Consider the following 23,621-nt stretch of genomic DNA (forward strand, 5'->3'; position numbering starts at 1 on the left):
CTAGAGCGCACCCTTCGTCGACGGAATGCCCGTTACCCGCGCATCCGGCTCCACCGCTGCACGCATAGCGCGAGCGAAGGCCTTGAACTCTGCCTCAGCAATGTGGTGCGGGTCGCGCCCGCCCAGAACTGTTACGTGCACGGTGATACCCGCGTTGTAGCTGATTGCCTCAAACACGTGACGCACCATAGAGCCCGTGAAGTGACCACCGATGAGGTGCATCTCAAAACCCGCAGGCTCTCCCGTGTGAACAAGGTAGGGGCGACCGGAGACATCGACAACGGCGCGAACGAGTGCTTCATCGAGCGGGACGAGAGCGTCGCCGTAACGCGAAATGCCAGCCTTGGTGCCAAGTGCTTGCTTGATAGCCATACCGAGCGCAATGCCGATGTCTTCAACCGTGTGGTGCACATCAATGTGGGTGTCACCAGTGGCTTTGACGGTGAGGTCGATCAGCGAGTGCTTCGAGAACGCCGTAAGCATGTGGTCGTAAAAAGGCACGCTCGTGTCAATGGATGAGGTGCCAGTGCCGTCGAGATTGATCGAAAGCTCGATGCTCGACTCGCTGGTTTCACGCGTAATCGTCGCGGTGCGCTGTGAGGTCATTGTTCAACTCTACCGAGCGTCTGGAGGTCGGCCATCGCATCCAAGAATGCAGTGGTTTCCTCTTCGGTGCCGGCGGTGACTCGCAAGTGATGCGGAATGCCGACATCGCGGATCAGGATGTCCTGGATGAGGAGCTTATGGAACAGCTCCTGAGGGTCAGCAACATTGCCGAACAATACGAAGTTGGACTCACTGGGAACTGGGCTGAATCCCAATGCTTCAAGTCCAGCACTCATGCGGTCACGCTGCGCCTTGATCTCATCGACCATGGCGAGCATTTCCGGCGCGTGGGCCAGCGCTGCTACGGCTGCCGCCTGCGTGAGCGCCGACAGGTGGTACGGAAGTCGCACCAAACGCAGGGCATCCGCAATCGCGGGGTCAGCGGCGAGGTAACCGACTCGCGCGCCGGCGAAGGCGAATGCCTTGCTCATCGTGCGGGACACGAGAAGTCGCGGGCGGCCCTCAAGGAGCGACAGAGCCGATTCGCGATCAGAGAACTCGGCATACGCTTCGTCGACGAGCACGATGCCATCAGTCGCGTCGTAGGCGGCCACGATCGTGTCGTTGCTGACGGGGGTGCCGGTGGGGTTGTTGGGAGAACAGAGAAAAACAACATCGGGCGTGTGCTCAGCGATTGCAGCGACGACGCTCTCTGGCGTGATGTCATAGGCGGGATCGCGCGGTGCCGTGACCCATTCCGTGCCGGTGCCCGAAGCAATGATGGAGTGCATCGAATAGGTGGGCGGGAAGCCAAGCACGCGGCGACCTGGCCCGCCGAACGCCTGCAGCGTCTGCTGAAGTACTTCGTTGGAACCATTGGCCGCCCACATATTGTCGGCAGTAAGGCCGTGACCGAGGTAGGCCGCAAGTGATTCGCGGAGTTCAGTGAATTCGCGGTCGGGGTAGCGGTTGGCATTCATAACAGCGCCGGCGAGAGCCATGACAATGTCAGTGGCAACCGCCTCCGGAATCGGATGCGTGTTCTCGTTGACGTTCAGCTGGATGCGAACCGGATCGGTTGGTGCACCGTAGGGAGTGAGACCCCGGAGGTCATCACGAATGGGGAGATCTGATAGCGAAGTCACTTCACCAATGGTAGAGGAACAGGCTGTGGCCGGATGCCGTGGCCGTGGTGATGCCGGCGGAGTTGGGAAGGCTAGTTGGAGAAGCTAGCGGGGATCGCGAGCTCTTGACCCGCGAAGATGTCTGCTGACGACATCTGGTTCACTTCGATCAACTGGGCAACAACCTCGCGCGGGTCGTGACCCGGGGCGTGCTGCTCGGCGATGTTCCACAGGGACTGGCCCGCCGCGACATCGACATAGACGAAGGCGTTCTCGTTGGACTCGAGAGTCGCAGCAGCGCCGCCGCTGTTGAGCGAGATGAGAAGGGCCGCGATAACCAACGGCGTGGCCGCGAGAGTCATAAGGACGACGCGACCACGCGTGGTGAGGCGAAGACGCGGTGCGGACTGCCGTGCACGGACAGCCGCGTTAGGTGCAATCACAGCAGTAGACATCATTCGCTCCTCGTGGGGGTGGTATCGCATCCGGCTCTCGGCCGGGAGAACCGGATGCGAAGTTGTGTTCCGAACATACATTCGAATAGTTCGAATATCAAGTACATATTCGAAGAAGCCACTGACATTTGCTCTCGACACTCGAACAAATGTTTGTTTTTGGCCCCTTCTGCGGATACAGTTTCGAATGAGCCACTGACATTGGAATCGTCGGTGGCAGAAACAGAGGACTCCGTGACTGACGCAAGAGCACCCCGTGACGACGTTTCCGAGCGCGGAACACGGCGGCACACCAGCCTGAGCGCTAAGCAGCAGGCGATCCTCGAGATGATTCAGCGAGCAGTCGCTACCCAGGGGTACCCGCCGAGCATGCGCGAGATCGGCGATGCCGTCGGTCTCTCTTCACTGTCGAGCGTTACCCACCAGCTCAACCAGCTCGAGCTCAGTGGCTACGTGCGCCGCGACCCCAATCGTCCCCGCGCCATCGAAGTTCTTATCGACGTTCCCAACGCCGTCGACGAATCCAGCACGATCAGCCCGTCAATGGGCGACGCAGCAATGGTCCCGCTTGTCGGTCGCATCGCCGCCGGAATCCCCATCACCGCCGAGCAGCACGTTGAAGAAGTGTTCCCGCTCCCCCGTCAGCTCGTGGGCAAGGGCGAACTTTTCATGCTGAAGGTCGTGGGAGATTCCATGATCGATGCCGCTATCTGCGATGGCGACTGGGTGGTCGTGCGTCAACAGCAAACTGCCGAGAACGGCGATATTGTCGCCGCGATGCTTGACGAAGAAGCAACAGTGAAGGTCTTTCGTCAACGAGACGGCCACACGTGGCTATTGCCGCGTAACTCAAACTTCGAGCCGATCCTCGGCGACTACGCCCAAGTGCTTGGCAAGGTCGTCACCGTACTTCGCGCCATCAAGTAAGCGCCTTCCGCGTGAGGCCTGCTCTATGAGGTGGCGCCGACGTTGCCGACCAGACTGTCGATGACCGCACGCACTTCGCCTTCGAGCGAAGTCGGCCACGGCGCTTCGACTTTATGCAGGCGAAGCGAGACGATGCCATGCAACGACGCCCAGAGGCGAAACGCTATGACGTTCGCAGTCGTGAGATCGGTGCCGGTCACATCCACAAGAAGGATGGCGGCGCTTTCGAGCAAACCCCAGTCTGCCTCGTGCGCTGAGTTGCCAAGACGGTCGGCGCTTTCGAATAACAGTTGGTAGGCACCGGGATGCTCGATCCCCCACGTCGCGTAGGCGACCCCGAAGGCATAAGCCCGAGCGATCGGCGACGACGTGCCCTCTACAGCAGCACCAATGGCATGACCGAGCGCTTGCATCTGCGTCTGGATGACGGCGTCGATGAGGGCGTGTTGAGATTCAAAGTGAAGATAGACCGCAGCGGGCGAGACTGAGCACGCGCGTGCAACAGCGCGCAGCGAAGGCGGGGCGATGGACTGCGGGGTGAGAAGCATTTCGCTCGCGGCCGCGACAAGCTGATCTCGCAGCTGGTCTCCACTCCCGCGAGCGTTGCGTTGCCTGTCTCTCATAATTTCTCCGCTGGACATCGGGACTGTACACGTGTAAACATACATTACTGAACACCTGTACACCTAGAAAGGGCCGCCATGGCGATCTCCTACACCGGAACCACTGTCCTCGTCACCGGAGCAAGCTCGGGGCTTGGCGAAGAATTCGCCAGACAGCTCGCCGCCCGTGGCGCCGACCTCGTACTCGTTGCGCGTCGCATCGATCGACTAGAACAACTAGCAACCGAACTGCGTGCGAGCCACGGTGTGAACGTCACCCCGATCGAACGCGACCTGTCGACCCCGGATGCGGCATCCACTCTTGCCGCAGAACTCACCGAGCGCGGCATCCCGGTTCACAGCCTCGTGAACAACGCGGGGTTTGCGACCCGGAACAGGTTTGAAGATGAGGAACCCGCGCGAATTGATCAGGAAATTGCACTCAACGTTGGCGCCCTTGTAGCTCTGACCCGTCAGTTCTATCCTCAGTTGCGCAGCCACAACGCGGGAGTACTTATCAACGTCGCGAGCACCGCTGGTTACCAGCCCGTGCCGTTCATGGCCGTCTACGGAGCAACCAAAGCGTTCGTCCTGAGCTTCACTGAGGCTCTCTGGTCTGAGGCGCAAGGCACCGGGCTCACAGTTCTCGCCCTTTCGCCCGGCGCTACCCGTACCGAGTTCTTTGACGTCGCTGGCACCGGCGCTCAGGTCGGAAACTTCCGCACCTCCGTCGGCGTCGTTGCGCTGGCGCTTGCCACGGTAGACCGGCGCAACCCGCCGCCCAGCGTTATCGACGGCGGGATGAACCGTGCCACCACCATCATGACCAGGCTCGCCAGCCGACGCCTTGTAGCCGCCATGACGAGACGTGTCACTGGTCGCGGCCTCAGCTAAGCGCGCAACCCAGAACTACGGCTGCGCGCTCGGCACGCTGCAGGCGAGAACGATTCTCGCTCCCGCCTAAGCCTGCTTCGAAACGAACTCTTCGATCTCTGGAACTCGCGCCGGGTGAACCAACGCGGTAACCAGCGTGCCCTCTTCGCGGTAATCGGTCGAGATCACTCGACCCTGCACGTGGAGACGCGAAATGACCTCGCCACGGTCATACGGCACGAGCAGAGTCACCTCGATCTCGGGAGAAGGCAGAAGTTCCGCGATGCGCGCATTGAGTTCGTCGATGCCCTCACCGGAGCGCGCCGAGACGAAGATGCCCGTCGGCTCCAGGCCACGAATCAGCAGACGCTGATCGTCATCCGCAAGATCGCTCTTGTTGAAAACAACGATCTCGGGAATGTCACGCGCACCGAGTTCGCCAATAACATCGCGCACCGTGGCGAGCTGAGCGCCAGGATCAGGATGCGACGCGTCGACAACGTGCACGATGACATCGGACTGACCGATCTCTTCGAGCGTCGAACGGAAAGCTTCCACCAGCTGATGCGGCAAGTTGCGCACGAAACCAACCGTGTCACTCAACGTGTACAGCCGACCATCGGCAGTTGCCGACTTGCGCACGGTGGCGTCGAGGGTCGCGAACAGCGCGTTCTCGACGAGCACACCCGCGCGCGTCAGCCGGTTCAACAGGCTCGACTTGCCCGCGTTCGTATAGCCCGCGATCGCCACACTCGGAACCTCAAAGCGATCACGGTTTGCCCGCTTCGCTTCACGCGCCGGCGCAAAGCCCTTGATTTGCTTGCGCAGGCGCGCCATCCGCGTGTGGATACGGCGACGATCGAGCTCAATCTTGGTCTCACCGGGGCCACGGCTACCCATGCCGGCACCCGCACCACCGACCTGGCCACCAGCCTGGCGGGACATCGATTCACCCCAACCACGCAGACGGGGAAGCAAGTACTCCATTTGAGCGAGCTCCACTTGGGCCTTGCCCTCGCGGCTCGTCGCGTGCTGGCTGAAGATGTCAAGAATTACCGCAGTGCGGTCGATGACCTTGACACCCACAACGTCTTCAAGAGCGCGCCGCTGGCTGGGAGCAAGCTCGGTATCGGCGATCACGGTATCGGCGCCGGTCGCGGCCACCACGTCCTTCAGCTCACGCGCCTTGCCCTTGCCCAGGTACGTGCTCGGGTCGGGGTGGCTACGTCGCTGCAGGAGTCCGTCAAGCACGACGGCGCCCGCAGTCTCGGCTAGTGCAGAAAGCTCTCGAAGCGAGTTCTCGGCCTCGCGCAGGTTTCCCTGCCCGTAAATACCGATGAGCACCACGTTCTCGATGCGCAGCTGGCGGTATTCGACCTCGGTGACGTCATCAAGTTCGGTCGATAGACCTGCCACCCGCCTCAGGGCGTGGCGATCCTCGCGATCGAACTGGTCACCATCGCGATCGGACTCATAGTGGGCATCCGATTGCAGCGCCTGAGCGCCAGATTTGCCTGCCCCTTCGGAACCGAAGCGCGTCACTGCGGCATGGTCGGAGCTTTCTGCGGCCAGAACACGGTCGACGGAACGCTCGGCGTCGTCGCCGTTGGAGGCCTCGATACTGGTTTCTGTCGTGTTTCGCGTCATTGGGTTAACCCTACTTCTCTAGTTTTCGGTAAGTTCTGTGCATGGCTAACGAGCATTACTTCTCGTCATCACCCGAGAGTGATCTCAAATTGCGGACGATTCACGCGACCATTGCTGGTCTCGAACGCGAACTTGTCACGTCAAATGGGATCTTCAGTCCGGAACGGATCGACGCTGGAACCAAGGTTCTACTGGCGAACGTGCCCGCTCCTCCCCCGGGAGGAAACCTGCTTGACCTCGGTTGCGGCTGGGGACCGATGGCGCTCACCCTTGCCCTCGAGTCACCTCATGCAACGGTGTGGGCGGTGGACGTCAACGAGCGCGCACTGGATCTTGTACGCGCAAACGCCGAAAAATTGTCCATACCCAACATTAACGCGGTTTTGCCCGCGGATGTTCCCGAAGACATAACGTTTATGTCTATTTGGTCGAACCCGCCCATCCGCGTCGGCAAGAACGAGCTGCACAACATTCTCCAGACCTGGCTACCCCGTCTCGAAGCAGACGCCGACGCCTGGCTGGTAGTACAAAAGAACCTCGGATCGGATTCCCTCCACCGGTGGATGGAAGCAACCTTCCCCGACGACTTCAGTTTCACTCGCGCCGCAACGAACAAGGGCTACCGGCTACTGCGGGCGCGACACCATGCTGCCACGCTCGACGACGCTGACGCCTAGGCGGCAGCAAAGGGCCGTGAGCGGCCTTCAGGGGCTCGCTAAGCGAGTTCGAGGCTGCCGGTGTAAACGAGCTCGGCCGGACCGCTCAGCGACACGTGTTCGCCATCCTCGGTCGGGAACATGCGAACAACAACGGTTCCGCCGGGAACGGTGACCCGCCACTGGTGGGGAGCGCTCGCTCCGGCGTAATGACGAATAGCGAGAGCCGCGGCGACCGCACCCGTGCCACACGACAACGTTTCGCCACTGCCACGCTCATGCACGCGCATCCGGATCGAACCAACACCGTCTTTGACGAGTGGCTCGGCCGGCACCACGAATTCAACATTTGCGCCGTTTTCGGGCACAGGATCAATCACGGGAGTGTAGTTGAGGTCAGCCCCATCAAGCTCGGATTCTTCAGCGAGAGCCACAACCACATGCGGGTTACCCACGTTGATACCGAGCCCCGGACGGGCAACATCAAGCTCCTTGGCCCGCACAAGCGGTTCTCCGCCGTCAAGAGCCCAACGGCCCATATCGACCTGATAGCCGGCCATGTTGCGCTGAACATCGCGCACCCCGCTGCGCGTACCGATCGGCAAAGTGTCACCGGGCTCGAAATCAACAAAACCCTCATTAGCGAGGTACTCCGCGTAGACACGGATGCCGTTGCCACACATCTCGGAGATGCTGCCGTCGGCGTTGCGGTAGTCCATGAACCACTCGGCGTCGGCATCTTCGGCAAGAGCCGCAGCGCCCGCGTCGAGATTGCGGGACCGGACGGCGCGGATGATTCCATCGGCGCCCACACCAAAGTGACGATCGCAAATGGCCGCAACCTGCTTCGGGGTGAGATCAATCTCACCATCCGGATCAGAAAACAGCACGAAGTCGTTGCCAGTTCCCTGACCTTTAGTGAAGTTAAGCGTTGCCATGCGTTCCATTCTCCCCCATCACGATCGACAGAGCGCGCTCTGCCCGCTCGGGATCGTCATACTGCAGCCAATGACAGTGGTCGTAGCGCTTGAACCAGCCCACCTGACGACGCGCATAGCGGCGCGTGAGGGCGGCCGTCTGCTCGATCGCGTCTGCCTCAGTGAGCGCGCCATCCAGCTGCTCGATCGCCTGGGCATACCCGATAGCGCGAGCGGCGGTGACGCCCAGCCCGCGCGGACGAAGCTCACGAACTTCATCGAGCAACCCGGAATTCCACATCTGTTGCACCCGGGCGTTGAGCCTCGGAACAAGTTCATCTCGTGGCGCGGCGACACCAAAAATATGCGCGGGAGTCCATAACTTCTTTTCTTCGGGAAGCCCCGCCCCGAAAAGCTCACCCGTGATCTCAATCACCTCGAGCGCACGCACGATGCGCCGCCCGTTGCTCGCGCCGATCGAGTGCGCGGCCGCAGCATCACGCTGTTGAAGGCGCTGGAAAAGTAGCCCAACACCCAGCTCATCGAGTTCGGCTTCAAGACGCGCGCGAACCTCCGGGTCTCGGGCGGGAAATTGGAAGTCGTGGATCACGCTCGAGACGTAGAGGCCAGAGCCGCCAACCATGATCGGCACGCGCCCGGCGCTCTGAAGCTGCCCGATGATTCGCCGCGCATCCGTTTGGTACTGAGCAACGCTGGCATCGTCGGTGGGGTCAAGCACATCGAGCAGGTGGTGTGGGATGCCTCGGCGCTCGTCGAGAGGCAGCTTCGCTGTGCCGATATCCATGCCCCGATACAGCTGCATGGCGTCAGCGTTGATGATCTCGGATGAGATGCCCTGACGCGCAAGACCGTCCGCGACGTTCAAGGAGAGTTCAGACTTACCTGTACCCGTCGCGCCGACGACCACGACGAGCGGGAACGCCACGGCGCTGTCGCTGTCGCTGTCAAGTGTCGGATCGGGCGCGGAGCCGGGGTGGTCAGAGCGGGCAGAAAATTCCCCCGACGTGGTCAGTTGAGACTGCTCGCGCTCGGCATGCGGTGGTTGTGCCATTTCTTGCTTAGCGAAGGGAATCGCTGGGGTCATAGATCGGTGTCGTGGCGACACGGATCGTGGGCAGACCGAGCGATACACGCGGACTCGCGTCTGCCGCGCCTGCGCCTGTGCCTGTGCTTGTGGGGACTCCACACGACGCTGCCTCGGCACGGTCCCAGGCATCTCCCGCACGAGTACGACGAATGTTGAGCACTCCCCCGGGTTCGGTATCGGCAACGAGGTGGAACGCCGCAGCTTCGGTGATCGTGAGTGTCACGACGTCACCGGGGCGCGGCGTAGCGCTACCCTCCGGAATGTTGAAGTGCACGAGTCGAGAGTCTTCAGCGCGGCCAGAGAGTCGCGCAGTTTCTGACTGCTTGCGGCCTTCCACCGCGGTCGCCATCACCTCGACGGTGCGGCCGATCTGCTTGTCATTTTCTTCGCGAGAGATCCTGTCCTGAAGGGCAGCGAGGCGCTCAAAGCGCTCTTGCACGACCTCTTTAGGAATCTGGTCTTCCATCGTGGCCGCGGGAGTTCCGGGACGAATGGAGTATTGGAAGGTGTACGCCGAAGCGAAACGTGATTCTTCAACCACACGCAGGGTGTCTTGGAAGTCTTCCTCGGTCTCACCGGGGAATCCCACAATGATGTCGGTCGTGATCGCGGCGTGAGGCATTTGCGCCCGCACTCGCTCAAGGATGCCGAGGAACTTGGTCGAACGGTAACTGCGGCGCATCGCTTTGAGGATGCGGTCGGAGCCTGATTGGAGCGGCATGTGAAGCTGCGGCATCACATTCGGAGTTTCCGCCATCGCGTCGATAACATCGTCGGTGAATGCTGCGGGGTGCGGGCTGGTGAACCTGACGCGTTCAAGGCCTTCGATGGAGCCCGTGGCGCGCAGCAGTTTGCTGAACGCTTGGCGGTCGCCAAACTCGACACCGTAGGAGTTCACGTTTTGGCCGAGGAGCGTGATTTCGGTAGCGCCGTCATCGACCACCGCTTGCACTTCGGCGAGAATCTCGCCTGGGCGACGGTCTTTCTCTTTGCCGCGGAGCGTGGGAACGATGCAGAATGTGCAGGTGTTGTTGCAGCCGACAGAGATCGACACCCACGCGCTGTGGGTTGATTCACGTCGGGTGGGCAAAGTCGAGGGAAAAACGTCGAGCGATTCGAGGATCTCGAGTTGGGCTTCTTCGTTGTGGCGGGCCCGTTCGAGCAGTGTGGGCAGTGAGCCCATGTTGTGGGTGCCGAAGACAACATCAACCCACGGAGCTTTCTCGAGGATGACGCCCTGATCCTTTTGAGCAAGACAGCCGCCGACAGCAATTTGCATGCCGTCGTGCTCTTTCTTAACGCTCGCCAACATGCCGAGGTTGCCGTACAGCTTGTTGTCGGCATTCTCGCGAACGGCACACGTGTTGATGACAACGACGTCCGCTTGGCCTTCAGTCGCTCGCACGTAGCCAGCGGCTTCGAGCGAGCCGCTCAGTCGTTCTGAATCGTGCACGTTCATCTGGCACCCGTAGGTGCGCACTTCGTAGCTGCGCGGGGTCGCCAGTTTTTCGTCAATCATGTGTTCCACCTTAAGCCTCAGCGTTGAGGAGGGTTGACAGGCGCGAAGCTCGCCGAGCTTCTAGCGAAAGCGGGGACCGTGCGATGATCCGCCGGCACCGGGTGCCAGCGCGGTGTTGACTGCCGATGACACCACAGAGCCGGAGTAGCCTCTGCGAAGCAGGAATCCGCTGAGGCGGCGCTTGGCCGTTTCGTTGTCGAGTGAGCGGAGTTGTGGTGCGCGTTTGAGCGCGACTTCATTTGCGCGTTCTTGTTCTTCATCACGCTCAAAGTCGACGACGGCGTCAATGTGCTCTTGGTCGATCTTTCGACGACGAAGTTCCGCAATGATTCCGCCGGAGCCGAGGCCTTTACGTTCGCGCAATGTGCGGGTAAGCGTTTCGGCGAGGGCCGCATCGTCGAGGAGCGCGGACCCTTCAAGACGCTCGATCTCTGCCTCGACCTCGTCGGACTCGAATTCACGCGTTCCGAGAAACTGGGTCATCTCGTGCGAGGACATCCCGCGGCGAGCAAGCGCCCGCATGCTGACTCGGCTGATCTCGGAGAAGCCGTCGCGGGCTTGCTTTCGTGCCTTGCGCGACGAACCATCTTCCGGCTCCACCGATGCTGATCCCTTAGCGGGATGATCGGCCGAAACCGTTGCTTCTGAAGCAACCGGTTCAGGGACGAATCGTGGCTCGCGACGTGTTGCTGGCTGCGGTTCTTCTTCTTTTTCGCTGGCCGGACTGAAGTCACGCATTGTGGGCAGTGCGCGAAGCACAGCCTGCGGTTCCTCAACGGCCTCAGCTGCCCATTGTTCTTCTGCGGAGGATTCCTCCGGCGACGACTCCACCACATCAGCGCGCACAGCGCTAGACCTGTCAGCAAAGAGGTTGATGACGGGGGCGATGTAATCGTCGTCGGAGGAATTCACCAGTACTACCTACTGCCCAGAAGCCTTCTTGAGGGGCGCGGCAGCAGTCTTAGCCGCCACCGGCAATGTGGGGCCGTCAGCTTTGGCCTCAGCCTTAGCACTGGCCTTAGCGGCTTTCTCCGCAACAGCGGCAGCATCAGCAAGCGCTTTTGCTTCGCTTGCATTGGCAGCCTTAGCTTCGGCGCCGACACCGAGCTTGCGCATGATCTTTTGCTCAATCTCTAGCGCGATGGCCGGATTTTGGAGCAGGAAAGCACGAGACTTCTCTTTGCCCTGGCCGAGCTGGTCGCCATCGTAGGTGTACCACGCGCCCGACTTGCGGACGATTTCGTGGTCGACACCGAAGTCGATGAGGCTACCTTCGCGGGAGATACCAATGCCGTAGAGGATGTCGAACTCCGCCTGCTTGAACGGCGGAGCCATCTTGTTCTTCACGACCTTGACTCGCGTGCGGTTACCCACCGCATCCGTGCCGTCTTTAAGCGTTTCGATACGACGGATGTCGAGGCGCACTGACGCGTAGAACTTGAGCGCCTTACCGCCGGCGGTGGTTTCGGGGCTACCGAAGAAGACACCGATCTTTTCGCGCAGCTGGTTAATGAAAATCATGGTGGTGTTGGTCTGGCTCAGGCCACCGGTGAGCTTGCGCAGCGCCTGCGACATGAGTCGAGCTTGAAGACCAACGTGCGTGTCGCCCATCTCACCTTCGATTTCTGCGCGCGGAACCAACGCAGCAACCGAGTCGATAACGATCAGGTCGATAGAGCCACTTCGCACCAGCATGTCGGCGATTTCAAGCGCCTGCTCACCGGTGTCGGGCTGAGAAACGAGAAGGGCATCGATGTCGACGCCAAGCTTCGCTGCGTATTCCGGGTCGAGCGCGTGCTCGGCGTCGATGAAAGCTGCGATTCCGCCATTGCGCTGGGCGTTGGCGATGGCGTGCAAGGTGAGCGTGGTCTTACCCGAAGATTCCGGGCCGTAGATCTCGACGATACGGCCGCGGGGAAGCCCACCTATGCCGAGTGCGACATCCAAAGCGATGGAGCCGGTGGGAATAACCTCGACCGGAGCACGCTCATCGCTGCCGAGGCGCATGACTGAGCCCTTGCCGAACTGACGGTCAATTTGAGCGAGTGCGGTCTCAAGGGACTTCTCGCGGTCTGCTACTGATGGCATTACTTCTTCTCCAGTGGTCGTAGGTTGCTGCCCATAGGCTGTCGTGATTGGCGTGGACCGATGATGCAAGGCCCGCAACCTCCCGACAAAGGCTGTGTTGCTAATGCCACGCTACGGGCATGCTCTGACATTCCAGAGAAGCGACGTGCGTAACTCATCCAAACTCAATATTCGAAAGGATGTTAGGGAGAAGACTACCAATATCGAACAGATGTTCGAACATGCCACGCAGAAGCGAAAAGATTACTTCTTGGGCTCGCGCTGGCCAACGCCATAGCGGCGATCCGCGGGGACGTCCATAGCGTCACACAGGGCGGCCCACACCTGTTTCGCGGGAACACCACGCGAAAGCGCTTGAGCCGCGGTCACGCCGCCGACTGGACCAAGCACCTGATCGTTGACGAGAACGCGGCCGTAGGGCTCGCCGAACTCATCGGAGACAGCCAACCAGAACTCACTCAATCGCATTACTCCACCCTAAACGCGACAACAGCACGCCGAACGCACGAATGCCCCGCTCCACACCGGAACGGGGCACTGACGCGATGACAGCGACGTGATGACACTGACGTGATGGGGTTAGCGCGAAACCAGGTTCGAATCGAACTCTGCGACGAGTTCGTCGGGCAGAGTATCGGGAATCGTGGTTGCGCCTTCGATGACCGCTAGACGGTCGCCGACCTCGCGCATAATCACGGAGATGGGCGTATCGAGAGCTTCAGCTACCGAGGCAAGAATTTCAGAACTTGCCTCTTTCTGACCACGTTCAACCTCACTGAGGTATCCGAGAGCAACGCTCGCCTTACTTGCGACCTGTCGAAGGGTGCGTCCCTTTTGCAAGCGGAAGTCGCGGAGAACGTCACCGATTTCTTGACGAACTAGAACCATTGGACACTCCCTTTCTGACTGAATCGTGCGACCAGACTATTCTGGATAGCTAAGACTACAGCCACTTTATGTTCTGAACTCTAACCGCTCCACACTGGAGAAGCCTTGTGAGTTCGCTTACTGTAACCGAGCCGAAACATGGATTATTCCCGGCCTCTGCCACGACCTGTCACCAGTTCTGGGGACAACCAAACCACCCGCGAGAACTAGTCTTCCGACGTGAGGTAGTCATACAAACACTGCAGCGCCTCGTGCACGGCCTGCACACGAATCTCGTGTCGATCCCCCGCAAAGTGGAAATCTCTCGTCTCGACGAAGCCAGTGGCCGCGAAACCGATGAACACGGTTCCAGGCGGCTTGCCCTCGTGAGAGTCCGGCCCCGCGACACCCGTCGTTGCCAAGCCGAAGTAGGCCTGTTGCTCGCCGACCCCGAGAATGTCGCGCGCTCCCGTGGCCATGTGTGCTGCGACATCCGGATGCACCGTGCCGTGGATGGCGAGCAGACTTGCATCAACTCCGAGAACCTGATGTTTGATGGCGGTGTTGTAGGCCACCACTGCCCCATTGAGCACCGCGGAAGCACCGGGCACTGCCACGAGCGACGCGCACAACAGCCCTCCCGTCAAAGACTCGGCTAGAGCAAGGGTTTGTCGTTGTTCGGTGAGAATCGCCACGATCTTCGTGGCGAGTTCTTCAGTAGTCACTGGTGAAGGGTCACGCTCCTGAGTTGGATTTGCGGGTGTGGCGCCATGCCTGCCACAGGTATTCGATGCCGGTGTACATCGTCAAGATGAAAGCGATAGCCATCACGAACCAGTTCACCCAGAGGACCCACGGGCCGAGCACGGTGAACAACGGGACCAAGAAGAGAGAAATGGCGACGGCCTGCAGAACGGTCTTCAGCTTGCCTCCGCGGGAGGCCGGAACAACGACCTTCGACAGCACCGCAAAACGGTAGATCGTGATGCCGAACTCGCGGACCAAGATAAGGATCGTGATCCACCACGGCAGTTCACCCAGAATCGACAGGGCAACGAGAGCGCCACCGGTCAGAATCTTGTCGGCAATGGGATCGAGGATGATCCCGACGTTCGTGATGAGGTTTCTCCCGCGAGCCAGGTGGCCATCGACGGTGTCAGTGACGATCGCGAAGATGAAGAGGGCTGCCGCCATATAGCGGATGAGCCCCATTTCGCCGTCATCGAGCAGCAGCATCCAAATGAAGAGCGGTGCTAGAAAGATCCGCACCACAGTGACGATGTTGGCGATGTTGGCATTCGACGCCGGAGAATCACCCTTGCGAACCATCCGACCACGAAATGAGCTGGTGCGGTGGGGCGGAGCGGATTCAGAAACTGGTTGGTCGCCCACGCGATCACTCCCGATCGGTCAAATTCCAGGCGTCCTCGTCTGAGGCGCTTTCTACTTCATCGTATCCGCTGAGAGACTCTTCTACCGCGTCAACCGGACCCGGCTCGTCTTCTCCCCGCAGTCGCGCGAGCACCGCTGGCAGCTGCTCAACCGACACGAGCACGTCACGCGCCTTCGAACCTTCTGACGGGCCGACGATCTCGCGCGATTCGAGCAAGTCCATAAGACGACCGGCCTTGGCGAACCCGACGCGCAGTTTGCGCTGCAGCATCGAGGTGGAGCCAAACTGCGTGCTGACAATGAGCTCGGTCGCCGCCAGCAGCACATCGAGGTCGTCCCCGATGTCAGCATCAATCTGCTTCTTCTCGGCGACAACAGCGACATCGTTGCGGTACTCCGGTTGTGCCTGCGCGATCACGTGCTTCACAATTTCAGCTACTTCGCTCTCGGGAACCCACGCTCCTTGAACACGAATCGCCTTGGAAGCGCCCATCGGCAAGAAGAGTGCGTCTCCCTGACCGATGAGCTTGTCTGCGCCCGGCTGATCGAGGATCACGCGAGAGTCCGTCATGCTCGAGACCGCGAAAGCGAGTCGTGATGGCACGTTGGCCTTAATGAGTCCCGTGACGACGTCGACGCTGGGGCGCTGGGTGGCAAGCACGAGGTGGATTCCGGATGCTCGCGCCAACTGCGTGATTCGCACAATCGAGTCTTCGACGTCGCGCGGTGCGACCATCATGAGGTCGGCGAGCTCGTCGACAACGATCAGCAGGTACGGGTAGGGCTTGAGCTTGCGTTGGCTGCCTTCGGGAAGCTTGATCTCATCGGCGATGACCGCACGGTTGAAGTCGTCGATGTGACGGAAACCGAAACTGGCGAGATCGTCGTAGCGCATGTCCATCTCTTTCACGACCCACGCGAGGGCTTCAGCAGCCTTCTTCGGGTTCGTGATGATGGGCGTGATGAGGTGAGGAACCCCGGCATAGATCGAGAGCTCGACGCGCTTCGGGTCAATGAGAACCATGCGCACTTCGGCCGGCTTTGCCCGCATGAGCACCGAGGTGATCATGGAGTTCACAAAGCTCGACTTACCCGAGCCGGTCGAACCGGCAACCAACAGGTGGGGCATTTTCGCAAGGTTCGCTACGACAAAGCCACCCTCGACGTCCTTGCCAAGACCGATCGTCATGGGGTGTTCGCTCTTCGTGCTCGCGCTGGAACGCAGCACATCACCGAGCGACACGATCTCGCGGTCCTTGTTGGGAATCTCAACACCGATAGCGCTCTTGCCCGGGATGGGCGACAGGATGTTGACCTCGTTGCTTGCGACCGCGTAGCTGATGTTGCGGGCGAGCGCGGTGACGCGCTCCACCTTCACGCCAGGACCGAGCTCAAGTTCATACCGCGTCACCGAGGGTCCGCGGCTGAAACCGGTGACCGTAGCATCCACGCTGAACTGCTTGAGCACTTCAGTGATCGCTGCAACGACTTCGTCATTCGCTGCCGAGCGCGACTTGGGCGGGGTTCCCGCCGAGAGCATCGCTGCCTGCGGAAGCCGATAGACCGAGGTCGATTGAGGAGTGGTCTCGTGCGGGCCGTCGAACTCGCCCGCATTGCCCTTTTCGCTCGCTTTGGTGGTGAAACCAGGCAGGATGCCGGGGCCGTCGTCACGCACACCGGTGGCGGAAGCATCCACTTCTCCGGTCGCATACTTCTTGACCGCGTCTTCAGCCTTGAGGAGATCTTCGAGCAGCTCGACGCCGAACTCATCTTCTTTCTTGGTGAGATCTTTTGCTGCAGGCGGCTGAACCGGAGCGGCTGACGGCGAAGCGGTCGGGGCCACGATCTCAGTCGATTGGTCACGAGAAATTACGGGGCTATCAAAAGCCTTGTCTTGCGTCGGTTGCGACTTGTTGCGGCGCCACCAGGGCAGCGATCCCGTGTCGTTGGCATCCCCGAGCCCGATGTCGGTCAGAGACCCGAACTGAACGGAGTCGTTCGAGGTGGCACCAGCCTGAGCCTTGGCCGCGGCCCGTTCTTCATCCGTCTGCAGCTGTGCACCGAAAAGGTAAGCGTAAAGTTCGCGCAGTCGCGACGGCAGCCGATTGGGCGGAGTCTTCGTGACGATGAAGATCGAGAGCACCAGCAGAAGCACGATCAGGGGCACTGCGAGCCACACGCCACCAAGCCACAGCAGCGGATTTGCAAGCAGCCAGCCGAACACTCCCCCGGCGCGGGCAATAACCTCAGCACCCTCTGAGGGATGCGGCTGCCCGGTGTACACGTGGCAGAGCGCGGCAACCGTCACGATAAGAATGCTGAGCCCGATGCCAATGCGGCCGTTGTCGTGAACGCTCGACGGATGCCGGAACATCCAGACCGCTAAGAGAAGCAGAATCACCGGCAACGCGAAGGCCACGCGCCCGACGAGTCCACCGAAGGTGTATGCGTCGAGCGCGATCGCTACCGAGTCGGTGGGATTGAACCACTCGACGACGGCGCCAACGATCGCCAGCAGGAAGAAGAGGAAAGGAACACCGTCGCGACGCTCGTCTTTCGTGAGCTCTTCACGACCGAAAACGCGGAACGCTCCACCGACCATGTGTGCAAGCGCGAGCCACAGCTTGGTGAGGGGCCCTTCCGGCTCGACCGGAGGCTTCTTGCCTCGCGGCATCCGTTTAGTCGCTTGGGTCTTATTCGTGGTGTTTCTGGCGCGCGGTTTCGACGCACCCGAGCGCGAGGTCGACGATGTACGCGTAGCCATAATTCAACGCTACCGGTGGCCTCTGTCAGAGCGATGCAGCGACACTCATCGCGCCCGCTCTGCCGCACCAGCCCTAGTAGCGAATGGCATCGATAACTTTCACCCTGACCGCTACGAGTGCCGGCATCAATCCCGCTAGCGCCCCTACTGCCGCGGATGCCGCGAGCGCGATCAACGCTGCCTCCAGCGGGAACGGTGGGAGATCTTGCACCCCGGGCGCAATGAGTTCTTGGACGGAGGGATTCTGAACGATGACGATCGCCAGCGCCACACCGATAACCCCCGCGGCGACCGATGCGACGACGCTCTCCATCATCACCGCGAAGAAGACTCGGCCAGCAGTGGCCCCAAAGGCTCGCCGTACTCCGATCTCTCGCACGCGGTACTTGACGGTCACGAGGGAGATGTTGACGAGGCCAAGAGCGCCGAGGAGAAGGATCAGGCCCGCGATGCCCCCGATCACCCATTGCAGAGGCTCGAGAGGACTAGGCCCGCCCCAGGCGAGATAGTCATTTCGGGTGACGTTTGCTTGCCAGTCTGCGCCGAAGTCACCGACGATATCGCGAGTGATGATGTCTTGCAGCTGCGCGGATTGCTCTTCAGGAACCCACAGTTCGTAACTGATGTCGGATTGTTCCCCGGCGGAGGATCCGAGTAGGGCCCGGAATGGGTCGGCCAGCATCGACAGGGTGAGTCCCGTCGAGAAGGGTTGCGGGAGAAAGACTCCCACCACAACGGCGGTGGTGGTGGTCTCCCCTTCCAACACAATCGTCGGGTGGGTGCGCAGATCTGGGCGACCGAGCTGTTCGTAAAACTCGTCATTGATCACGACGGCGGGAGCAAGCCGGTTCGCATCCTCGTCGGTGAGCCAACGTCCCTCCCCGAGCTCAACGCGGTGCATGACACCATAGGCAGCGCTGACTCCCTGCACGGCCGTGTACTGCGAGCCGTTCACAAGGTTCGCCGTGACGCTTCCCCGCAATAGTGGAGTCGCATGGCTGATCTGGTAGCGCTCAATGATGTTTTCCATGCTGGCCATGAACGTGGTCGCGTCAGGATTCTGGGTTCCGCTTTCTTGGTACGGCGGATAGACGGCAAGCGTTGCGGGGCGACCGCTGCCCCGCTCAAACTGTTCCGTCTGGGCTTGGCCGAACACCGTCCCCGCTCCCACGACAGTGGCGAGCGCGCACACCGCGACACCGATACCGATCAGGCTCAACAAGACACGGGTGCGATTGATGCGCACCTCATCCCACGCTTCGACTACAGCCCCCACCGCACCGCTGAAGACCGCACCCCGCGGCTCGCTGCGAAGCTGCGCGAGAGCAGAGCCGGGGCGCGCGACCAATTCGGTGGATGCGGTCGGCTCAGCATCCACGCGTGTTGCGTCCGGTGGTGTCGTCTCCGTTACGTCGGCTCCCGTGAGAGCGATGGCGTCGTTCGGCTCGGTCGAAACGTTCTCAGTCTTTTTCTTTCGCCACCACTTCATAGCGCAGCCTCAGGAAGACTGGCCGCAAGCATCTTGTGCACGTCGATCGGCTCAAGAACCCCGCCGTCAAGACGGTAGTGCCGACGGGCGAGGGCTGCGACGTTCGGATCGTGCGTGATGGTGATGAGAGCAGCGCCTGACTGCTCGGCAACGTCATCCAACAGAGCCATCACCGTCTTGCCTGTCTCGACATCCAGAGCACCGGTCGGTTCGTCGGCGAGGATCAGGCGGGGGCTGCGAACAAGGGCGCGCGCGATAGCAACACGTTGTTGTTCACCGCCCGAGAGCTTCTCAGGCATCGAGGCCATCCGATCACCAAGCCCGACGCGGTCGAGCATCTCTGCGGCGATAGCTTTACGTCGCCAAAATTGGCGCCCTGAGGCATAGAGCAAGGGGGTCATGACATTCTCGAGAGCCGTGCGGCCCGCAAGAAGATTGAACTGCTGAAAAATGAAGCCAACATCTCGCCCGCGTTTGCGATCGCGTTTGCTTCCCGCGAGCTTCTCGAGCGGCTCACCGTCGAACACAATCCGGCCCGAAGTGGGATTGTCGATGAGCCCGAGGAGGTTGAGCAGCGTTGATTTTCCTGACCCCGAGCGCCCCACAATGCTGATGTGATCGCCAACCTCGACATCGAGAGTGATCCCTCTGAGGATCTCGAGTGTCGAGAAATCGGGCAACTCGACCGAGCGTGTGACTCCATCAAGCGAGAGCAACGGCATTAGTAACACACCACTTCGTCGCCGTCTTCGTAGCAGTTATCGGGAAGCGCCTCCTCGTCGACGGCTTCTGCGCCAGGCACGAACTGCAAGATAGTGTCACCCACTTCGAGGCCTGACACGACTTCGACGTTCACGCCGTCGTTGAGCCCCAAAACTACTTCTCTCAATTCGGTTGTGCCATCCGGCAGAACGAAATGAACGTTTCCGGAGCCGGCAGCACCCTCGACCGCAGTGATGGGCACAATCATGACGTCCTCGGCAATCCCGCCAGCAATTGTGATGTCGGCGGTGAGACCGGGAAAGACCACGACATCACTCGGCACGGTGCAGGACACTGTGGGCCCGGATGTCGCTTCCGCCCCCGCACCCGCCTCGCTCGCCGACGCGAACGCGATGCTGAGCCCCGTGCACGTAAAGGGTGCCGGGCCGCCGTTGATGGCAACGCTCGCCTCTTTCGGACGATCCACGAGGCGATAAAGCTGTTCTGACGGCACAGTTCCGCTCACGATGTAGGACGGTGGAGCAACGTTGCCGACCGGAGACCCCACCTGAAACGACGACCCAATGAGCGCCGTGAAGTCCGTCAGCTTGCCCGTCGCCGGCGCCTCAACAATTTTCCACTGCGTTCCCGAGGTGCCATCGGGGTTGACCACTTCGGCCCGCAGCTTAAGGATCTCCTGACCCTTCTTTACCGATTGCCCGGCCGATACCGCCACTTCGCGCACCTCACCCGAGAGCGTCGCCGGGATCGGAACTGCTGCGGTAGCGGTGATGCTCCCCGTCAGCTCGACATCGTTGGTGATGGTTCCTGTCGCTACTTCGTAGTGCTGTTCTTCAATGGCGACCGTCGGGTACTCGAGACTGTCCGCGCTAAGAGCGTCACCAAAGAACGCGAATTTCACGAGCGCTGCCGCGATTATGGCAAAAATGATCATCCAGATGATGGGGAAGACCCACCTGCGCGCAACGCCCACTTGAAACCCCGAATCTGAAGGAAGCCCGTCGACACAGCCGAGCAATCTTCACATCACACCACCTCGGGGACCGAAAAACAAGCCCAACGTTCAACCGCGCGCAGACGTCAGCAATCCCCCGGCGACGGCGCACGCGGAGAAAGGGTCCGGGTACACAAATGGCGCGGAAGCCGAAGCTCCCGCGCCATCCATAACACCTACGCTTCGATAATGACCGGAACGATCATCGGACGACGACGGTGCTGAGTGTTCACCCAACGACCCACCGTGCGACGAACCACCTGAGCGAACGCGTGAGTATCGCGCGTGCCATTCTCGGCGGCATCCGTCAGCGCCTTGACCACCTGCGGAAGCACAGCGTCGAACACGCCTTCGTCTTCTGCGAAGCCTCGAGACTGGATCTCGGGCCCCACAATGACCTTGCCGGTTTGAGGATCCACCGCAACGAAGATGGAGATGAAACCCTCTTCGGCGAGGATACGGCGATCCTTGAGGTCGGCCTCCGTGATCTCGCCGACGCTCGAGCCATCGACGTACACGAAACCGACATCAAGCTGACCCACAACAGCCGCGTGGCCGTCCTTGAGGTCAATGACAGTGCCGTCTTCAGCAATGATCGTGTTTTCAGCGGGCACGCCCGACTGAATGGCGAGGTTCGCGTTTGCGACCAAGTGGCGGTACTCACCGTGAACGGGGAGAACATTCTTGGGGCGCAAGATGTTGTAGCAGTAGAGCAATTCGCCCGCAGCCGCGTGACCTGAGACGTGCACCTTGGCGTTCGCCTTGTGCACGACGTTGGCACCCAACTTGGTGAGGCCATTGATGACCCGGTACACCGCGTTCTCGTTGCCGGGGATGAGGCTCGAAGCGAGGATGACCGTGTCACCCTGACCGACCTCAATCTGGTGTTCCATGTTGGCCATGCGTGCCAGAACAGCCATCGGCTCGCCCTGGCTGCCGGTGGACATGTACACGAGCTGGTTGTCGGGGTAGTTGACGGCCTTCTTGGCGTCTAACAGAACCCCGTCGGGCACCTTAAGGAATCCGAGATCTGACGCGATGCCCATGTTGCGCACCATGGAGCGCCCCATCAGAACAACCTTGCGGTTGTTGGCGATCGCGGCATCCAGAACCTGCTGAACACGATGGACGTGGCTCGAGAAGCTCGCCACGATAACGCGTCGCGGAGCCTTAGCGATAACCGCTTCGAGCACTGGGCCGATGTCGCGCTCGTTGGGCGTGAAGCCGGGAACGTCGGCGTTGGTGGAGTCGGAGAGGAACAGGTCGATTCCCGCTTCGCCCAGACGCGCAAACGCACGCAGGTCGGTGATGCGGTTATCGAGGGGCAACTGGTCCATCTTGAAGTCACCCGTGTGCAGGACGGTGCCCGCGTCAGTGGTGATGGCGACAGCAAGAGCATCCGGAATCGAGTGGTTGACGGCAACGAACTCAAGATCGAAGGGGCCGATTTTCTCTTTCTGGCCCTCGGTGACGTTGAGGGTGTACGGCTTGATGCGGTGCTCCTTGAGCTTCGCCTCAATCAACGCGAGCGTGAGAGTCGAACCGATCAGCGGGATGTCTTGGCGCAAACGCAAGAGATAGGGAACAGCACCGATGTGGTCCTCGTGGCCGTGCGTGAGCACAATGCCGAGGATGTCATCGAGACGATCACGAATCGAGCTGAAGTCGGGCAGGATCAGGTCGACACCGGGCTGGTGTTCCTCAGGGAACAACACGCCACAGTCAACGATGAGAATCTTGCCGTCAATTTCGAACGTGGTCATGTTGCGACCGATTTCGCCAAGACCACCAATCGGGGTGACACGAAGCGTGCCCGATTCGAGGGCGGGCGGATCAAAAATAGAAACTGGCATTCAGTACCTTGCAGATAGTTGTGTGGGGCCGTCAGCCCCCGTGCGAAAAATGTGGGCCATGCCCGTGGCAGAGCCTACCCCGCGTGGGTGAACCTAGCGGGTTGCCCCGGCAATCTTGGGAAGGGCTCCCCCGGCCGCGGCATTGCGGTCAGGGCGAAAGTTGGACAGATCGAGCCCCTTGATACCCGAGACGAGAGCCAACTCGTCTTCGATCAGGGCTGCCTCAGCATCTTCGGGGCCTACGAGCGGCAAGCGCACGCGCGGACTCGAAATACGGCCGAGACCGTGAAGGATGTATTTGGCTGCAACCGTGCCGGGTACGTGAGTCATCGCAGCGCGCACGAGTGGCTCGAGAGCTTGGTGGGCGGCCGTTGCGGTTGCAAGGTCGCCAGCATTGACGGCATCCACAATCACGCGGTACGGCGCTGGCGCGATGTTGGCCGTCACGCCGATAAGGCCAGAGGCACCGATCGACAAGTGCGGCAAGACGTTGGAGTCGTCACCGGAGAAGTACATGAGGTCAGTCTGGTTGAGCACGCGGCTCACCTCGCTGAAGTCACCCTTGGCGTCTTTGACGGCGAGAATGTTGGGGTGCTTGGCGGCACGAAGAATGGTTTCGTACGTGATCGGGATTCCCGTGCGGCCGGGAATGTCATACAAGATCACCGGCAAATCAGTCGCGTCCGCAATCATGCGGAAGTGCGTGAGCACACCGGACTGAGTGGGCTTGTTGTAGTACGGCGTGACGATCATGACGCCGTCAGCGCCCGCCTTCTCGCTCGCTTTGTAGAGCTCGATGGCGTGTGCGGTCTCGTTGGAGCCACCGCCCGTAATGATCTTGGCGCGCCCACCAGAGACTGACTTGGCCACCTCAACGAGCTTGATCTTCTCGGGATCAGTGAGCGTGCTCGTCTCCCCCGTGGTGCCCGTGACGACGATGCCGTCGGCCCCAGAGGTGATCACGCTATCGATGTGCTTCTCTACATCGGCCCAATCGACTTCACCCTCAGAGGTGAAGGGCGTAATGAGCGCAACAAGGACTTGGCCGAAGGGATTCTCTTTAGTCACCCCTCTAGG

General features: G+C 60.7%; 23 protein-coding genes. 3 read left to right on the plus strand and 20 right to left on the minus strand.

Translation table 11 applies throughout. From position 1 onward, the window contains the following. The 3 genes from hisB to I6E51_RS13050 all read right to left on the minus strand — a co-directional run bounded on the left by hisB (position 1) and on the right by I6E51_RS13050 (position 2,125). Positions 1 to 606, minus strand: a complete 606-nt coding sequence (gene hisB, locus I6E51_RS13040; RefSeq protein WP_197110599.1) for an imidazoleglycerol-phosphate dehydratase HisB — start codon at positions 604 to 606, stop codon at positions 1 to 3. Next, positions 603 to 1,691 (minus strand): histidinol-phosphate transaminase, encoded by a 1,089-nt coding sequence (locus I6E51_RS13045; RefSeq protein ID WP_197110600.1) that lies wholly within the window; start codon positions 1,689 to 1,691, stop codon positions 603 to 605. Before I6E51_RS13045 ends, hisB begins: the two co-directional genes overlap by 4 nt. A 71-nt stretch (positions 1,692 to 1,762) precedes the next feature. After that, positions 1,763 to 2,125 carry a LysM peptidoglycan-binding domain-containing protein gene (locus I6E51_RS13050; protein WP_197108678.1) on the minus strand — a complete coding sequence of 121 codons (363 nt, stop codon included), beginning with the start codon at positions 2,123 to 2,125 and terminating at the stop codon, positions 1,763 to 1,765. Positions 2,126 to 2,359: 234 nt separating this feature from the next. Between I6E51_RS13050 and lexA the strand changes: the two genes are divergently transcribed. Continuing rightward, the gene (gene lexA / locus I6E51_RS13055; protein WP_197110601.1) at positions 2,360 to 3,052 is read left to right on the plus strand and encodes a transcriptional repressor LexA; all 693 of its coding nucleotides are present in this window, start codon (positions 2,360 to 2,362) and stop codon (positions 3,050 to 3,052) included. Positions 3,053 to 3,075: 23 nt separating this feature from the next. Here lexA and I6E51_RS13060 read toward each other — a convergent pair whose 3' ends face one another. Beyond that, positions 3,076 to 3,675, minus strand: a complete 600-nt coding sequence (locus I6E51_RS13060) for a TetR/AcrR family transcriptional regulator (protein ID WP_197108682.1) — start codon at positions 3,673 to 3,675, stop codon at positions 3,076 to 3,078. A gap of 78 nt (positions 3,676 to 3,753) precedes the next feature. On the opposite strand from I6E51_RS13060, the gene I6E51_RS13065 reads away from it, so the two are divergent. Continuing rightward, positions 3,754 to 4,548 carry an SDR family oxidoreductase gene (locus I6E51_RS13065; protein ID WP_197110602.1) on the plus strand — a complete coding sequence of 265 codons (795 nt, stop codon included), beginning with the start codon at positions 3,754 to 3,756 and terminating at the stop codon, positions 4,546 to 4,548. Between the two features lie 66 nt (positions 4,549 to 4,614). Here the strand turns inward: I6E51_RS13065 and hflX are convergent, their stop codons facing one another. Then, positions 4,615 to 6,174, minus strand: a complete 1,560-nt coding sequence (hflX, locus tag I6E51_RS13070; RefSeq protein WP_197110603.1) for a GTPase HflX — start codon at positions 6,172 to 6,174, stop codon at positions 4,615 to 4,617. A gap of 41 nt (positions 6,175 to 6,215) precedes the next feature. Here hflX and I6E51_RS13075 point away from each other — a divergent pair, with 41 nt between their 5' ends. Next, a complete protein-coding gene (locus I6E51_RS13075) occupies positions 6,216 to 6,851 on the plus strand; it encodes a class I SAM-dependent methyltransferase (RefSeq protein WP_197110604.1) in 636 nt (211 codons plus the stop codon). Positions 6,852 to 6,889: 38 nt separating this feature from the next. On the opposite strand, the gene dapF is transcribed toward I6E51_RS13075, so the two are convergent. The 15 genes from dapF to dapA form a co-directional block, all read right to left on the minus strand. Continuing rightward, positions 6,890 to 7,768, minus strand: a complete 879-nt coding sequence (gene dapF, locus I6E51_RS13080; RefSeq protein ID WP_197108697.1) for a diaminopimelate epimerase — start codon at positions 7,766 to 7,768, stop codon at positions 6,890 to 6,892. Further along, the gene (miaA, locus tag I6E51_RS13085; protein ID WP_231600162.1) at positions 7,755 to 8,852 is read right to left on the minus strand and encodes a tRNA (adenosine(37)-N6)-dimethylallyltransferase MiaA; all 1,098 of its coding nucleotides are present in this window, start codon (positions 8,850 to 8,852) and stop codon (positions 7,755 to 7,757) included. Before miaA ends, dapF begins: the two co-directional genes overlap by 14 nt. Then, on the minus strand, positions 8,827 to 10,374 hold the full coding sequence (miaB, locus tag I6E51_RS13090) for a tRNA (N6-isopentenyl adenosine(37)-C2)-methylthiotransferase MiaB (RefSeq protein WP_197110606.1): 1,548 nt from the start codon (positions 10,372 to 10,374) through the stop codon (positions 8,827 to 8,829). The genes miaA and miaB overlap by 26 nt, the downstream gene beginning before the upstream one ends. A gap of 60 nt (positions 10,375 to 10,434) precedes the next feature. After that, on the minus strand, positions 10,435 to 11,286 hold the full coding sequence (locus I6E51_RS14600; protein ID WP_307783999.1) for a regulatory protein RecX: 852 nt from the start codon (positions 11,284 to 11,286) through the stop codon (positions 10,435 to 10,437). Positions 11,287 to 11,295: 9 nt separating this feature from the next. Then, on the minus strand, positions 11,296 to 12,462 hold the full coding sequence (recA, locus tag I6E51_RS13100) for a recombinase RecA (protein WP_197108703.1): 1,167 nt from the start codon (positions 12,460 to 12,462) through the stop codon (positions 11,296 to 11,298). A 243-nt stretch (positions 12,463 to 12,705) separates the two neighbouring features. Continuing rightward, complete coding sequence (locus I6E51_RS13105) at positions 12,706 to 12,930, minus strand: DUF3046 domain-containing protein (protein WP_197108705.1); 225 nt, start codon at positions 12,928 to 12,930, stop codon at positions 12,706 to 12,708. Positions 12,931 to 13,041: 111 nt separating this feature from the next. Then, positions 13,042 to 13,350 (minus strand): helix-turn-helix domain-containing protein, encoded by a 309-nt coding sequence (locus tag I6E51_RS13110; RefSeq protein ID WP_197108707.1) that lies wholly within the window; start codon positions 13,348 to 13,350, stop codon positions 13,042 to 13,044. Positions 13,351 to 13,556: 206 nt separating this feature from the next. After that, positions 13,557 to 14,054 carry a CinA family protein gene (locus I6E51_RS13115; protein ID WP_197108710.1) on the minus strand — a complete coding sequence of 166 codons (498 nt, stop codon included), beginning with the start codon at positions 14,052 to 14,054 and terminating at the stop codon, positions 13,557 to 13,559. 10 nt (positions 14,055 to 14,064) lie between these two features. Then, positions 14,065 to 14,658 carry a CDP-diacylglycerol--glycerol-3-phosphate 3-phosphatidyltransferase gene (pgsA, locus tag I6E51_RS13120; protein WP_197110607.1) on the minus strand — a complete coding sequence of 198 codons (594 nt, stop codon included), beginning with the start codon at positions 14,656 to 14,658 and terminating at the stop codon, positions 14,065 to 14,067. A 67-nt stretch (positions 14,659 to 14,725) separates the two neighbouring features. Beyond that, positions 14,726 to 17,485 carry a DNA translocase FtsK gene (locus I6E51_RS13125; protein WP_231600163.1) on the minus strand — a complete coding sequence of 920 codons (2,760 nt, stop codon included), beginning with the start codon at positions 17,483 to 17,485 and terminating at the stop codon, positions 14,726 to 14,728. A 73-nt stretch (positions 17,486 to 17,558) separates the two neighbouring features. After that, positions 17,559 to 18,974 carry an ABC transporter permease gene (locus I6E51_RS13130; RefSeq protein ID WP_197108713.1) on the minus strand — a complete coding sequence of 472 codons (1,416 nt, stop codon included), beginning with the start codon at positions 18,972 to 18,974 and terminating at the stop codon, positions 17,559 to 17,561. Next, positions 18,971 to 19,696 carry an ABC transporter ATP-binding protein gene (locus I6E51_RS13135; protein ID WP_197108715.1) on the minus strand — a complete coding sequence of 242 codons (726 nt, stop codon included), beginning with the start codon at positions 19,694 to 19,696 and terminating at the stop codon, positions 18,971 to 18,973. The genes I6E51_RS13130 and I6E51_RS13135 overlap by 4 nt, the downstream gene beginning before the upstream one ends. After that, entirely contained in the window at positions 19,696 to 20,670 is a 975-nt protein-coding gene (locus I6E51_RS13140) for a biotin/lipoyl-binding protein (protein WP_307784001.1), read from the minus strand. The genes I6E51_RS13135 and I6E51_RS13140 overlap by 1 nt, the downstream gene beginning before the upstream one ends. A gap of 197 nt (positions 20,671 to 20,867) precedes the next feature. Continuing rightward, a complete protein-coding gene (locus tag I6E51_RS13145) occupies positions 20,868 to 22,544 on the minus strand; it encodes a ribonuclease J (protein WP_197108719.1) in 1,677 nt (558 codons plus the stop codon). Positions 22,545 to 22,637: 93 nt separating this feature from the next. Beyond that, positions 22,638 to 23,612, minus strand: a complete 975-nt coding sequence (gene dapA / locus I6E51_RS13150; protein WP_197108723.1) for a 4-hydroxy-tetrahydrodipicolinate synthase — start codon at positions 23,610 to 23,612, stop codon at positions 22,638 to 22,640. Positions 23,613 to 23,621 lie beyond the last annotated feature (9 nt).

The organism is Salinibacterium sp. NSLL17 (assembly GCF_015864935.1).
Classification (GTDB): Bacteria; Actinomycetota; Actinomycetes; order Actinomycetales; family Microbacteriaceae; genus Rhodoglobus.

What these genes read in the sequence shown, in the direction of transcription:
- miaB (WP_197110606.1), bottom strand. Translation starts at nt 10,374, where the DNA reads ATGATTGACGAAAAACTGGCGACCCCGCGCAGCTACGAAGTGCGCACC.
- I6E51_RS13060 (WP_197108682.1), bottom strand. Translation starts at nt 3,675, where the DNA reads ATGAGAGACAGGCAACGCAACGCTCGCGGGAGTGGAGACCAGCTGCGA.
- I6E51_RS13075 (WP_197110604.1), top strand. Translation starts at nt 6,216, where the DNA reads ATGGCTAACGAGCATTACTTCTCGTCATCACCCGAGAGTGATCTCAAA.
- I6E51_RS13110 (WP_197108707.1), bottom strand. Translation starts at nt 13,350, where the DNA reads ATGGTTCTAGTTCGTCAAGAAATCGGTGACGTTCTCCGCGACTTCCGC.
- I6E51_RS13050 (WP_197108678.1), bottom strand. Translation starts at nt 2,125, where the DNA reads ATGTCTACTGCTGTGATTGCACCTAACGCGGCTGTCCGTGCACGGCAG.
- I6E51_RS13130 (WP_197108713.1), bottom strand. Translation starts at nt 18,974, where the DNA reads ATGAAGTGGTGGCGAAAGAAAAAGACTGAGAACGTTTCGACCGAGCCG.
- miaA (WP_231600162.1), bottom strand. Translation starts at nt 8,852, where the DNA reads ATGACCCCAGCGATTCCCTTCGCTAAGCAAGAAATGGCACAACCACCG.
- recA (WP_197108703.1), bottom strand. Translation starts at nt 12,462, where the DNA reads ATGCCATCAGTAGCAGACCGCGAGAAGTCCCTTGAGACCGCACTCGCT.
- dapF (WP_197108697.1), bottom strand. Translation starts at nt 7,768, where the DNA reads ATGGCAACGCTTAACTTCACTAAAGGTCAGGGAACTGGCAACGACTTC.
- I6E51_RS13125 (WP_231600163.1), bottom strand. Translation starts at nt 17,485, where the DNA reads ATGGCTACGCGTACATCGTCGACCTCGCGCTCGGGTGCGTCGAAACCG.
- pgsA (WP_197110607.1), bottom strand. Translation starts at nt 14,658, where the DNA reads ATGGTTCGCAAGGGTGATTCTCCGGCGTCGAATGCCAACATCGCCAAC.
- hflX (WP_197110603.1), bottom strand. Translation starts at nt 6,174, where the DNA reads ATGACGCGAAACACGACAGAAACCAGTATCGAGGCCTCCAACGGCGAC.
- I6E51_RS13065 (WP_197110602.1), top strand. Translation starts at nt 3,754, where the DNA reads ATGGCGATCTCCTACACCGGAACCACTGTCCTCGTCACCGGAGCAAGC.
- I6E51_RS13105 (WP_197108705.1), bottom strand. Translation starts at nt 12,930, where the DNA reads ATGCGATTGAGTGAGTTCTGGTTGGCTGTCTCCGATGAGTTCGGCGAG.
- hisB (WP_197110599.1), bottom strand. Translation starts at nt 606, where the DNA reads ATGACCTCACAGCGCACCGCGACGATTACGCGTGAAACCAGCGAGTCG.
- I6E51_RS13135 (WP_197108715.1), bottom strand. Translation starts at nt 19,696, where the DNA reads ATGCCGTTGCTCTCGCTTGATGGAGTCACACGCTCGGTCGAGTTGCCC.
- I6E51_RS13145 (WP_197108719.1), bottom strand. Translation starts at nt 22,544, where the DNA reads ATGCCAGTTTCTATTTTTGATCCGCCCGCCCTCGAATCGGGCACGCTT.